Source organism: Hahella ganghwensis DSM 17046 (assembly GCF_000376785.1).
Taxonomy (GTDB): domain Bacteria; phylum Pseudomonadota; class Gammaproteobacteria; order Pseudomonadales; family Oleiphilaceae; genus Hahella; species Hahella ganghwensis.
Genome location: NZ_AQXX01000139.1, coordinates 104,299 through 117,371, shown reverse-complemented (window position 1 = coordinate 117,371; position 13,073 = coordinate 104,299). Strand labels below are relative to the sequence as shown.

Sequence of the window (13,073 nt, the reverse complement as noted above, 5' to 3'; positions counted from 1 at the left end):
TATAACTACAACACCAGGCTGTTAACAGACAATCAATGAGATCAGAGCAAGTAGGCCCATTCAGTCCTTCAAGCGATATCCGGTTTTGAATATCCACCAGATTGCCGTCAGACAGATCAACATGAACACAAAGGTCATTCCCACACTGATGCCGATATGAACGTCGGCAACTCCGTAGAAGCTCCACCGGAACCCGCTGATCAGGTATACGACCGGATTAAACAGTGTAATGGTTTGCCATACCGGCGGCAGCATATTAATGGAATAGAAGCTGCCACCAAGAAAAGTCAGCGGCGTGACGACCATCATGGGAATAATCTGGAGTTTTTCAAATCCATCTGCCCAGACTCCAATGATGAATCCAAAAAGACTAAATGTCACGGCAGTAAGTACCAGAAATGAAAACATCCATAAGGGGTGAGCGACCTCAAAGTCCACAAACAAGCGTGCGGTTGCCAGAATCAGCAGGCCGAGAACAACCGATTTTGTCGCTGCGGCCCCTACATAACCGATCACTATTTCAATCGCAGACACCGGGGCCGACAGGATTTCATAGATAGTGCCGGTAAATTTCGGCATGTAAATCCCGAAAGACGCATTGGATATACTTTCAGTCAGCAATGAAAGCATGATCAGACCGGGAATGATAAATGCCCCGTAGCTGATACCATCAATGGATATCATTCGGGACCCGATAGCTGAACCGAATACGACAAAATACAATGATGTCGAGATCACCGGTGATGCGATACTCTGCATCAGCGTGCGCCATGTTCTGGCCATCTCAAACTTATAGATCGCTCTGATCGCGTGAAGGTTCATGCCCCGACCACCTCTTTCTCATGTGCTGAACGTACAAGATCCACAAAGATCTCTTCCAACGAGCTTTGTGTGGACTTGAGATCCTTAAAGTCGATTCCCCTGTCATTCAGTTTTCGCAGGATTTCCCCGATGCCGGTCTCACTGGCATGGACGTCAAAGGTATACACCAGCGAATGCCCTTCTTCTGTCAGTTCCAGTTCATATTCGGACAACTCTTCAGGAACAGCTTCCAGAGGTTGTTGAAGGTGCAGTGTCAGCTGTTTCTTGCCTAGCTGATTCATCAGCGCTGTCTTGTCCTCCACAAGAACAATTCGTCCTTTACTGATAACTCCAATGCGGTCTGCCATCTCTTCCGCTTCTTCAATGTAATGGGTGGTCAGAATGATCGTGACACCCTCGTCTCTTAATTTACGCACCAACTCCCACATATCCCGGCGCAGCTCTACATCCACTCCGGCAGTCGGCTCATCCAGGAAAAGTATTTTCGGCTCATGGGATAAGGCTTTGGCAATCAGGACTCTTCGTTTCATCCCGCCTGAAAGCTCCATGATTCGATTGTCTTTTTTATCCCAGAGGGAAAGAGACCTGAGGATTCGCTCGATATAGGCAGGGTCCGGGGCTTTTCCGAACAATCCTCGACTGAAGTTGACCGTTGCCCAGACACTTTCAAATGCATCCGTGGTCAACTCCTGGGGGACCAGCCCGATAAGCTTCCGGGCGGCACGAAAGTCCTTCACGATATTGACCCCGTCAGCAATAACTTCCCCAGATGAAGGATTGGTGATACCGCAGATCACGCTGATCAACGTCGTCTTGCCAGCCCCGTTAGGACCAAGCAAGGCAAAGATTTCGCCGCGATGTATATCGACACTAACGTCATTCAGTGCCTGAAAACCAGACGAATAAATTTTATTGAGATTCCTGACAGAAATAATTGGATCCATTGAGCCTCCATTGAATTGCCACGGCTTGCGTGTCGCCCGCTAACCGAGCAAAATCTTTGAATTCTTGTGTGAAAATAGTGCTAAGAATTGTCTACAGGAAATTTTCTCTCATTACGTCTGGCCTAACGACTAATATTTCCGCATATTTGATATCAGAAAAAATGATAGAAAATTCAGCTATTGGCACTTAACGCCGAATTAAGCAGGCGATTGTATACGAATCCTGTCGTTATTTGCGACAAACCTCCATAACAACAACGTCAAGGAAAAGTGATGAAAAAAGAAACCATCTGTATCCACGAAGGGTATGAAACAGACCCCACGACCAAATCCTGTGCCACTCCCATCTACCAGACGGTCGCGTATGAGTTTGACAACGCCCAACACGGTGCAGACCTGTTTAATCTGACCGTTCCCGGCAATATATACACGCGCATTATGAATCCCACATGGGACGTCCTGGAAAAGCGCGTGGCCGCATTGGAAGGTGGACTGGCAGCCCTGGCGGTTTCGGCCGGAAGTGCAGCGATCAATTATGCCATTCTGACCATCGCTGAATCCGGTGACAATATTGTCACCACACCACAACTCTATGGCGGAACCTATACTCTGTTTGCCCATATGCTGCCCAGGCAGGGTATCGAAGTACGCTTTGCGCCGAGCGATTCCCCAGAAGAACTGGAAAAGCTGATAGATGACAAAACCAAAGCCGTCTTCTGTGAATCTATTGGAAATCCAGCCGGAAACATCGTCGACATTGAACCCATCGCCACCATGGCACACCGACATGGCGTACCTGTTATCGTTGATAATACCGTCGCCACTCCGGCCCTGTTAAATCCGATCCAGTATGGTGCAGATATTGTTGTTCACTCACTCACCAAGTACATGGGCGGACATGGCACTACACTGGGTGGTATTATCGTCGACTCAGGTAAATTTCCATGGGCAGAACACAAAGACCGCTTTCCTGTGCTGAATGAGCCTGAGCCCGCTTATCACGGTGTGGTATATACGCGGGATTGTGGGGAAGCCGCCTATATCGCCAGAGCACGGACTGTTCCACTTCGCAACACCGGTTCAGCTCTGTCCCCAATGAGTGCCTTCATGCTGCTCCAGGGTATTGAGACACTTCCTCTGCGCATGGAACGTCATTGCGACAATGCACTGGCAGTGGCCAGATATCTGCAACAGCACCCTCTGGTGGAATGGGTGAACTTTGCCGGCCTAGAAGGTGACCGCTACTACGACCTGGCCCAAAAATATTTCGATGGCCGCCCCTCCTCTCTGCTGACATTTGGAATCAAGGGCGGATTCGACGCCGGGGTCAAATTCTACGATGCGCTGAAAATGGTTAAACGCCTTGTTAATATCGGCGATGCCAAAACCCTTGCCTGCCATCCTGCGTCGACCACTCATCGCCAGTTGACCGAGGAAGAACAGAAAACCGCTGGCGTCACACCAGAGATGTTACGTATTTGCGTAGGCATCGAACACATCGATGATATTATCGGTGATATTGAACAGGCCTTTGACAGCCTGAATCAATAATCCCGATTCATCAGGAGACCAGAGTGACGATTCCTATAGACGCCCCCGAAGTTCTCAGAAAGTATGAGGCTTATCCAAATGAGGTTCGTCCCGGAATGCTGTCGCTCAGGTCCCTGATTTTCGAATCCGCCCGGGATCTTGACATTACTGATCTACAGGAAACATTGAAGTGGGGAGAGCCCAGCTACCTGTGTCATGGCGGAAGCACTGTGAGGATCGACTGGAAACCGGCTACTCCCAACGTTTACGGCATCTACTTTCACTGCCAGACCTCTTTGGTTCAAACTTTCAAAGAGCTGTACGGAAACCTGTTCCAGTACCAAGGCAAACGCGCCATCCTGCTTGATATGGCATCGCCGATTCCCTCTCAGCAGATCAGACACTGCATTGGACTATCCTTGCAATATCATAAGGTTAAACATCTTCCACTGCTGGGTGCAGTCCCTGCCTGCTGAGCTCCAAAGACTCTTCCTGAATCACTCGCCGTATTTGACCTCTCAAATCATGAACAGTATGAACAAAATAGGCTAAATGCCATAAAAACCTTTTAGTTACACATTATTCAGTTTCCAACGGGTTGGGCGTAGTGTCGAAGCCACGACGTAAATCGTCATACCCATACACAACTAAGTACAAAAACAAGAAGCGGAGACTGAAAATGAATGTAAAGTTCTTCTCACGTAAATCTCTATCACTGGCCGGCGCTTTGGTTCTCGGGGCCGCATCACTCACCTCTTCAGTTAACGCTCTTGCCGTTGACGAACTCCATATTCTCATACCTGGTGGCGCCGGCGGCGGCTGGGATGGCACCGCACGCGGTACCGGGGAAGCGCTGACCAAATCCGGTATGGTTGAGACCGTATCCTACGAAAACATGTCCGGCGGTGGTGGCGGTAAAGCTATCGCCCACCTGATCGAAACAGCCGATCAGCAGGACGGAACCATCATGGTCAACTCCACGCCAATTGTGGTGCGTTCTCTGACCAAAGTTTTCCCACAATCTTTCCGCGACCTGACACCTATTGCCGGCATCATCGCCGACTATCAGGCCCTCATCGTTACCAACGACTCCAGATATAAAACCTGGGGTGATGTTGTCGCTGATCTGAAGAAAAACCCCCGTTCCGTCAAGATTGCTGGTGGGTCTTCCAAAGGCAGCCTGGATCATCTGGTTCCTGCAGCCGCAGCCAAGGCCGAAGGCATTGACCCACGCCAGATCCGCTACATTCCTTATGATGCAGGCGGTAAAGCCATGGCAGCCTTGCTCAGTGGCGAAACAGAATTACTTTCCACAGGCCTTGGTGAAGCGCTTGAAATGGCACGCGCCGGTCAGGTCCGCATCCTGGTCAACACAGCGCCAGCCCGCGTAAAGGCCGCTCCGGACGTCCCGACTTTGAAAGAACTGGGTAACGGTACTGTATTCGCTAACTGGCGCGGATATTTTGGCGCACCTGGTCTGGCCAAGGACAAAGTCAACGAATACGCGCAACTGCTGGAAAAGGTACAGGGCACTTCTGAGTGGGAAACTGTGCGTGCCCGCAACGGCTGGGTGAATGATTACAAAGCTCCGCAAGATTTCTATGCTTTCCTGGAACAACAGGAAGAAGACCTGGGCGCGCTGATGCGTGAACTTGGCTTCCTTCAATAAGTCCTGTTAACGGCAGGACCTCAACCACAGGTCCTGCCGAATCCATGATCAACCACATTACCTGAACACGTCCTCTCCGAGGTAGCTATGACCATCTCCAGAGATCAGATTGCAGGGCTTGTGTTTCTGGTTTTCTCACTAGCCTACGGTTTCTACGCCACTGACATTGCGTTGTTACCGGGTGAAGAATTCGAACCAATCAATGCCCGCACTATGCCTTATGTTCTGAGCGGATTAGGCGCTGCTCTATCGTTTTTCTTTGTACTGGCCTCCTGGCGCAGTGCTGGAACTCTCAAACCATTAAAGCTTGGCCTGATGGCCTGGCCTCCAGTGATTGCACTACTGGTGGTAATGGTGATTTATGGCTTGATTCTGAATTGGCTGGGGTTTGTGGTAAGTACTGCACTATTCCTGATTGCCGGATTCAGAATCATGGGGGAAAGAAGACCCAAAATACTCTTTGGTGTATCCATTCCCTTTGTCGCCATATCCTGGTTCTGCCTGACACAGTTACTCGATATTTATCTCGCACCGGGCAGGCTGTTCAGCCTGTTAGGAGGTTAAACCAATGTTAGAGGGAATTCTTACCGGTCTGTCCACCGCGACGATGCCGGTCAACCTGTTCATGGTGTTTATCGGCTGCTTTGTCGGTACTTTTATCGGCATGCTACCGGGTCTCGGACCAATCTCCGCCATCGCACTGATGATCCCCATTACCTACGGTCTTGATCCGGCTTCCGGCATCATTCTTATGGCAGGTGTCTATTATGGTGCTATCTTCGGCGGCTCCACGTCTTCTATTCTGATCAATGCCCCTGGCTGCTCAGGCACGGTGGTCACCGCATTTGATGGCTATCCTCTGGCACAGAAAGGTCAGGCGGGCAAAGCCCTGGCACTGGCGGCTTACGCCTCTTTCACCGGCGGGACCATTTCCGCTGTATTCCTGTTGGTGGCCGCTCCGGCACTGGCATCGGTTTCTTTAAGTTTCCAATCGGCCGATTACTTTGCCTTGATGGTTCTGGGTCTAAGTGCCGTGGCAGCATTTTCCGGTAAAGGAAACATTCTCAAAGCGCTGATGATGACAGTCCTCGGGCTGATGATTTCCACTATCGGTACGGATCGTTCCTCCGGTGTCGACCGGTTTACATTCGGTCGCATGGACCTTGTGGACGGGATCAGCTTCCTCCTGCTTGCCATGGCCACTTTTGCCCTGGCTGAAGCCCTCATGTCGGTATTAAAGCCGGAAGACAATGGTGAAGCAGATGAAGATGCCATGAGAAATCTTGGCAGCATGAAGCTGAACAAGGAAGAGATTAAGGAAGTGGCACCAGTCATTGCCCGCTCTTCCGTGCTTGGTTTCTTTGTCGGTGTCCTGCCCGGCGCAGGAGCCACCATCGCGGCTTTTCTTGCCTACGGATTCGAACGTAACCTGGCCAAAGCCAAGGAAAAACTCAAATTTGGTCTTGGCAGTCTGAAAGGTCTTGCCGCGCCTGAAGCTGCCAATAATGCAGCCTCTTCCGGCTCTTTTGTCCCTTTGCTGACTCTCGGCATTCCGGGATCAGGTACCACCGCCATCATGCTCGGTGCATTGATTTCCTATGGTATCCAGCCTGGCCCACGACTATTTCTTGATAACCCGGAAGTGTTCTGGTCGGTGATTATTTCCATGTACGTTGGGAATATTGTTCTGCTGATTCTGAATCTGCCGTTGATCCCCTATATCTCCCGACTGCTGGCAGTTCCCCGTCAGGTTCTGGTTCCCATGATCCTGCTGTTCTCCATCACTGGCGTATATCTGGTGTCATTCAACAGCGCCGATATTCTGATCATGGTGATCATTACAGTACTGGCCATCGTCCTGCGTCTTCTGGACTTCCCCCTTGCACCACTGCTGCTGGGATTCATCCTGGGCGGTATGCTGGAAGATAATCTGAGACGGGCTTTGCTGATTAGTGATGGTGGTTACAGCTTTATCTGGGAGCGTCCGATTACCCTGACCATCTTCTGCATTACCCTGTTTGTACTGGTGGCACCTTTAGCCAGTGGTATGTGGAAAAAGTACCGCAAAAAAACGGTTGGCTACGGGGCCTCAATGCAGGAGTAAAGAAACAGAATCCCAGATAGCTTCCATGCGTTCATTCTGAAGCTACCTTATACCTAGTCCCATGCGGTACCCCGCGTTGGTATTGGGGCATGATCTCGCGATCATGCCCTTTTTTTATCCCTGCGCTTTTTCAGTTTAAGGAATCAACCGCCTAAAACTGATAAGTCACTGCCACTGAAACGAAACCAAACACATTGCCAATGTCATCCTCGATCTTCTGTCTTTCCCGATCAATGTTTTGCACTGACAAGCGATTACTTGGATCTGTCGCATTGAGTTTCACGTCCGCATCGCTGAAAGGTGCCATAACACCCAGTTCCGCCTGAAAGGAGAGTCCTCCCTCCTCTCGGATCCGGTTCCCCCAACCCATACTCAAGTAGGGAGCGATGGAAGACTGCTCTATCTCAGCATTCAGCTTCACCCGGTCCGCCTTTGTCACACTGGTATCACCAATATTGGTGCTCAGATAGTCCTTGCTGGTGCCTTCAATATCATGGTCAAAGTAGGTGAGTCCGGTCGAGAAGAAAAAGTTATCGGTATACTTTCCGGAAAACGGATACCAATCTACGCCACCCTGCAATGAGTAGGCGCTGACATCCCCTTTATAATCCCGTCCATTCAATTCCAGGTCATCAACATCATTGACATCCACTCCCATGACCAGAAATCTGAGCTGCAACTGATCGCCGTCGACCAGTGTCCAGTCCTGTTTTACTGTATAACTGGCCCCTATTCCCTGAGACCCCAGCCGTCCGCCGACGCTATGTTCCGCACTGTGGGCCAGTGAAGTCGTCACTAATGTAACAGCCAAGGTTACCGGTCCTGTTAGTTTCAAAGAAGAAACGCTTTTTGCCTTCCATATACCTGTCATTTTTTACTCTCCAGTTTGCATAATCGAGCATTCAACCCAGAGAAAATGCTAAATCGGGATTTGTCTGGAGTATGTGGCTTGATTGGGACTGACTGTGACTCAAAAATGACAAAGAGACGAGTTATGGACAATGCTGTACGAGAGAGTTGCCCGGTGGACTTATCCGGTTTTCACAGGCCAGGAAAACTCAAACCCCGCACCTCCCAGTGGAGAGTCAAAAATCTTCAGCGTCCCTCCATGCCACTGGGCGATCTGACTGACTATCGCCAGCCCCAAACCGTGACCTGAGCTGGCTCCCCGTTCAGGATTATTCAGTTGGGCAAATGGTTGCAGAATTCGTTCACGCTCTGACACAGGAATTCCCTGTCCATCATCCTCAACCTTGAGATAACAGGTTCCCGACTTCTGGTAAAGGGTGACCCGTATGACAGATCTGGCAAAACGGCTGGCATTACTGAGCATATTGTCCAAAGCCCGGGTAATGGCTCTGGAATCGACCCATACTGAGCGCCCCTCCATAAATTCATCACAGATAAACTCACAATGCAGGCCATTGGATTCCGCCTCCTGCATTTCAACCTCTTCCCTCACAATCACGCTTAATTTTGACTGGTTGAAGTGATTGATATCGGTCTGTCGACTGTAACGGGAATAGATCAATAGCTGATTTATCAGATCTTCAAGCACTCCGATGCTGTTGTTCACACTTTTACGATATCGGGTACGTTCTTCATCCGTACAGTCATCGGATTCCAGCATTTCTACCGCAAACCGCAAACGTGCCAGCGGGGTTCGCAAATCGTGAGCCACCGCATTGGTTAACTGCTGATGGGATCGCAACAGTTTTTGTATGCTGTTGGCCATTCCGTTAAATGAGCCGGCAAGGCGTGCAGCTATCGAACTTTTGCGTATTTCCACGCGTCTCTCCAGATGCCCCTGGCCAAACTCCCGCGCCGTCTGATCAAGTGTTTTCAGATCCCGCCACAACGGCATTAACCATGACAGCAAGGCCAGGGATATCACCAACAGAAACGCGACAACCAGAGTGGATACCAGAAGATAAAAAACATTGGTCGAAGGAAACGTCGGCCCGGCAATCAATACTTGACGACTACCTTCCATCGCCAGATAAAAAACAGAAGATTCATCTTCCTCGTCTTCCCAGGTATAACCGGATTCTCTGAATTCGGAGAGCTCTTCCTCCGCAAGCGGGAGGTCTTCAAGGTCGACCAATTTCAGCTCAAAACCAAACGCGGACTGCAATCGGCCAATCTGCTTGGGCCATTCCGATTCAGGTGTTCGGGAAAAATAGTCCTTGAGTAAAAACAGTGTCCCGCTGGCAGCTCTCTGAGTCTCTTCATCATCGGTTTCTTCTAACGCCAGGACTATCGCAGCTCCACTTTGGCCGATTCTACGAATCAGATGACCCGTGTCATCGTTATCGGTAAAAACAAACTCGCCATTATAGATGTTTTCACCAACCTCAAATTCCTCAATCACCTCGTTCAACGAACTAATACTGAGCTGATAACCAAACTCATTTTTCCACTGTGCTACTTCAGTCTCCCACTCCTCTTCAGGCAGGCCTTCCAGTTTCTGCTCTATCAGAAAAAATGTGCCTTTAAACAGCGTCGTAAAGTAATATTCAGCGGTTTGCTTCTGCACCCAGAAAACGGGGTTGTAGGATTCCACATAAATCGCCAGCACCAGAGGTACCAGTATCACCAATAACAAGCGGAAAAATGCTCTAAACATCCAGGACCTTCACATTCACTTGACCGCCTATACCACACACAACTGATAGCCCTTGCCACGGACTGTTTTAATCAAGTCCATGGGCTGAGATCCCACCTGCAGTTTTTGCCTCAGTCTGGACACGCGGCGATCAATGGAGCGATCCAATCCGTCATAATCAAATCCCCTGAGGGTCTGGAGAATCGTATCCCGGTCCACCACCTCTCCCGGAGACTGAGCCAAAAGATGAAGCAGATCAAATTCTGCCGTTGTCAGTTCCACGGACTGGTCTTCCAGTAATACTGAGCGATTGCGCAGGTCAATGGTCAGGGGAGGCACTTCAATCACACCGGACTTGCTGCCAATGTCTGCCACAGCTAATCCATTGTTGGTTCCAGTACTAACAGCATTCCCCACCGCCAGGTTTGCACGGCGCAATAGTGCGCGCACCCGGGTCAGCAGTAATCTCGGCTGAACAGGCTTGATGATATAGTCATCTGCGCCAAGCTCCAGACCGAGCATCTGATCCATGTCTTCATCGAGCGCGGTCAGCATCAGTATCAAGCCCGAATAAAAGGTTCTTGCCTGACGGCAGACATCCATACCGGACAGTCCGGGCAACATGACGTCCAGAATCACCAGATCCGGATTCAGAGCATTGATTTCTCCTACGGCAGTAATGCCATCACTGACAACAGTGACCTTGAACCCGTTTTTTTGCAGATAATCCTGTATCAGCGAGGACAGCTCTTCATCATCCTCCACCAACAGCAAGTGACACGCCTGATCACAGCTGGCATAGGTCGTTTTCATTCCAGCAGAGAACTCCACAATTGTTTGTGGGATGAGTTTAGGCAAAAAAGCAGACAGGTGATACCTATACAGGTATCCGTTTGTGACAGATTGGGACTGTGACAACTTGTGACAATCGGAGGCAATTACCGGGAAGACAGGGGATAGAGAGCCAAAGGGAGTGCTAACACTCCCTTTGAAGTTAGACTTTTTTATCCCGTATCAGATGTCGGGGAAACTAATCCCGCTTATAAGAACCAATCAGACGGCTCATCCCCAATACGTGTGGCTCAATTTCCTTCAACAGTTGCCACATCGTCAATCCTTCCGGTAGGACCGTTTCAGAATCCAGCGCCAATACCCAGAAATAATACAAGTGAGTTCCATGACCATTGGGAGGCATCGGACCTCCATAGCCATGTTTGCCAAAATTATTCGATCCCTGAGTAAACTTCTGCACACCTTCCTCGAGAGCACTGACATCACCGGGAATGTTATAGAGCACCCAATGTACGAACCCATAGGTGCCGTTATCAGAAACCAGGGGGGCATCCGGATCATGGCAGATAACCGCGTAACCTTTGGTTCCTTCCGGAGCGCCGGACCAACGAATCTCGGGAGATACGTCCTCTCCTTCCCCTGTATATCTGGTCGGGATTGATCCGTGATTTTCAAACGCCGGACAGGTGACCGACATGGTCGATGGTGCAAAACCCATAGTGTTACTCCTTTCAAAATATCCTTAGACTAATATGGCGTGTTATCGCGTAACTTCAACCAGAAACGCGGCAAAGCGATTCCAGGATTTCATATCCGCATCCGCACGATAACGGTCTGAACCGTATACAGTAAAGGCATGAGGGGCGCCGCTATAGGTAATCATTTCATGCTTGACTCCGGCCGTCTCCAATTCTGCTGCCAAAGTAGCGAAATCCTGCATGGAAATGGCGGTATCCGCTGTCCCATGCATCACCAGAACAGGTCCGGATGTATGACGGTAGCCTTGTCCCTCCGGCGTACTCAGACCACCGTGGAAGGTAGCAAAGCCTTTCATCGATTGACCTGAACGGGCCAGTTCAAGCACTGCTGCACCACCGAAACAGTAACCCATTGCAACGGCATTTCCGATGTTGGCTCCATTAGCCCGCGCCGTGGCCAACGCGCCATTCATGAGCGCACGCACTTTGTCACGGTCTTTGTATAATTCTCCCGTGTGCTGGCGTTTGTCTTTGACCTCTGTGGGGCGAACTCCGGCACCAAACAAGTCCGCTGCAAAGACACTGTAGCCCATTTTTGCAAGCATGCCGGCCCGTTGAATTTCGTAGTCAGTCAAACCATCCCAGTCATGTATTAATAAAATCAAAGGGGCCTGAGGACCAGCATCCACATAGTAACCTTCGTAGTCCTGTCCATTAACGCTGTAGACAACAGTCTTGCCAGCCGCCATGACGCTTCCTGCCATCAGTATACATACAGCCAGCAACAGTGATTTACTCATCTTCATTCTCCTTGCCATTCTGAGGTCGCTATTGAATAGGGTCATACGAAAATTCTATTAAAACCGCTCTCTTTAGTTTCAGGAGCATTAGTATGGATCCACGAAAAGATCAGGCTTTTTGACCTGCTGCATAATTAGCCTACTATTATATTCATCATTGCCCTGATGCAGGTTCAGTGATATGACCCAGCACCTCACTCCCAACCTATCGCAAGTCATGGAGTTTATTGACCGAAGCCAGGACGGATACGGTATTTTCGACCACGAAGATGTACTGAGTTATTGCAACTCCCAGTTCGCAGCACTGTTTTGCTACCAGACCGGGGAAGCAACTGGGAAGCACTTTTCTGAGCTTGTGAAACACGCCCACTCTCTGCAACAGGGTATTCGTCTTGATCATCAAAATATTGATGCATTTATTGACGATGCCAACCATAAACGACGGTCCCGATTGTTTCGAATTTTCGAGGTCGACTTGATCGACGGTCGCTGGTTTCTCTTCTCTGAACAATGCAACCCCCGAGGAGACATGCTGGTCCAGGCCAAGGACATCACCAAACAGAAAATCCTCGAGCAGTCACTGCAAAACTCCATCGAGGAGCTGAATGAACTCGCCTTGACCGATGAACTCACCCGGGTGGCCAACCGACGCAGTTTTGTGGGGTCTGTGGATTCAGAGCTGTCCCGTTGCAGACGCACGGGTGCATCAATGACATTGGCATTATTGGATCTGGATCACTTTAAAGCCGTGAATGACACATACGGCCATATCGTCGGCGATGCAGCATTGCGACATGTGGCGCAACTGATTCGTCAAAGTTTGCGACAATATGACATTCTTGGTCGCATCGGTGGAGAAGAGTTTGCCGTATTCCTGAGCAACACGGACCAGGCTTCTGCCTTTACGGTCGCGGATAGAACCCGCAGGGAAGTCTATCAACACCCTCTGCAATTCGAAGGCAGTTATGTGCAGCTATCAGTATCCATAGGGTTGAGTACACAAGGTTGCAATGCCACGTTCAATGATCTTTATACTGAAGCAGACAGTGCCCTGTATAAGGCCAAACATGAAGGGCGCAACCAGATTGCAATCGCTTCCTGAGCCAATG

Annotated in this window: 13 protein-coding genes; 6 read left to right on the top strand and 7 right to left on the bottom strand. The window is 49.9% G+C overall.

The window, feature by feature from the left end:
- Nucleotides 1-60 precede the first annotated feature (60 nt).
- A complete protein-coding gene (locus F566_RS0126650) occupies nt 61-822 on the bottom strand; it encodes an ABC transporter permease (RefSeq protein WP_020410100.1) in 762 nt (253 codons plus the stop codon).
- Nucleotides 819-1,766, bottom strand: coding sequence for an ABC transporter ATP-binding protein (locus F566_RS0126645; protein ID WP_020410099.1), 948 nt, complete (start codon nt 1,764-1,766; stop codon nt 819-821). The genes F566_RS0126650 and F566_RS0126645 overlap by 4 nt, the downstream gene beginning before the upstream one ends.
- A 273-nt stretch (nt 1,767-2,039) precedes the next feature.
- Between F566_RS0126645 and F566_RS0126640 the strand changes: the two genes are divergently transcribed.
- From F566_RS0126640 to F566_RS0126620, 5 genes are all read left to right on the top strand, one after another.
- Nucleotides 2,040-3,317 (top strand): O-acetylhomoserine aminocarboxypropyltransferase/cysteine synthase family protein, encoded by a 1,278-nt coding sequence (locus tag F566_RS0126640; RefSeq protein WP_020410098.1) that lies wholly within the window; start codon nt 2,040-2,042, stop codon nt 3,315-3,317.
- 23 nt (nt 3,318-3,340) lie between these two features.
- Nucleotides 3,341-3,772, top strand: coding sequence for a DUF1801 domain-containing protein (locus F566_RS0126635; RefSeq protein WP_020410097.1), 432 nt, complete (start codon nt 3,341-3,343; stop codon nt 3,770-3,772).
- Between the two features lie 203 nt (nt 3,773-3,975).
- Nucleotides 3,976-4,965 (top strand): tripartite tricarboxylate transporter substrate binding protein, encoded by a 990-nt coding sequence (locus tag F566_RS0126630; protein WP_020410096.1) that lies wholly within the window; start codon nt 3,976-3,978, stop codon nt 4,963-4,965.
- A gap of 87 nt (nt 4,966-5,052) precedes the next feature.
- Nucleotides 5,053-5,529, top strand: a complete 477-nt coding sequence (locus F566_RS0126625) for a tripartite tricarboxylate transporter TctB family protein (protein ID WP_020410095.1) — start codon at nt 5,053-5,055, stop codon at nt 5,527-5,529.
- A gap of 4 nt (nt 5,530-5,533) precedes the next feature.
- Nucleotides 5,534-7,069: a tripartite tricarboxylate transporter permease gene (locus F566_RS0126620; protein ID WP_020410094.1), complete on the top strand. Its 1,536-nt coding sequence runs from the start codon at nt 5,534-5,536 to the stop codon at nt 7,067-7,069.
- A 151-nt stretch (nt 7,070-7,220) separates the two neighbouring features.
- On the opposite strand, the gene F566_RS0126615 is transcribed toward F566_RS0126620, so the two are convergent.
- The 5 genes from F566_RS0126615 to F566_RS0126595 all read right to left on the bottom strand — a co-directional run bounded on the left by F566_RS0126615 (nt 7,221) and on the right by F566_RS0126595 (nt 11,964).
- Nucleotides 7,221-7,880 carry a hypothetical protein gene (locus tag F566_RS0126615; protein WP_245555312.1) on the bottom strand — a complete coding sequence of 220 codons (660 nt, stop codon included), beginning with the start codon at nt 7,878-7,880 and terminating at the stop codon, nt 7,221-7,223.
- Between the two features lie 219 nt (nt 7,881-8,099).
- On the bottom strand, nt 8,100-9,695 hold the full coding sequence (locus tag F566_RS0126610) for an ATP-binding protein (RefSeq protein WP_020410092.1): 1,596 nt from the start codon (nt 9,693-9,695) through the stop codon (nt 8,100-8,102).
- Between the two features lie 27 nt (nt 9,696-9,722).
- Entirely contained in the window at nt 9,723-10,487 is a 765-nt protein-coding gene (locus F566_RS0126605; RefSeq protein WP_020410091.1) for a response regulator, read from the bottom strand.
- A 217-nt stretch (nt 10,488-10,704) separates the two neighbouring features.
- A complete protein-coding gene (locus F566_RS0126600; RefSeq protein WP_020410090.1) occupies nt 10,705-11,184 on the bottom strand; it encodes a YbhB/YbcL family Raf kinase inhibitor-like protein in 480 nt (159 codons plus the stop codon).
- Nucleotides 11,185-11,226: 42 nt separating this feature from the next.
- Nucleotides 11,227-11,964, bottom strand: a complete 738-nt coding sequence (locus F566_RS0126595; RefSeq protein WP_020410089.1) for a dienelactone hydrolase family protein — start codon at nt 11,962-11,964, stop codon at nt 11,227-11,229.
- A 181-nt stretch (nt 11,965-12,145) separates the two neighbouring features.
- Between F566_RS0126595 and F566_RS0126590 the strand changes: the two genes are divergently transcribed.
- Nucleotides 12,146-13,066, top strand: coding sequence for a GGDEF domain-containing protein (locus F566_RS0126590; protein WP_020410088.1), 921 nt, complete (start codon nt 12,146-12,148; stop codon nt 13,064-13,066).
- Nucleotides 13,067-13,073 lie beyond the last annotated feature (7 nt).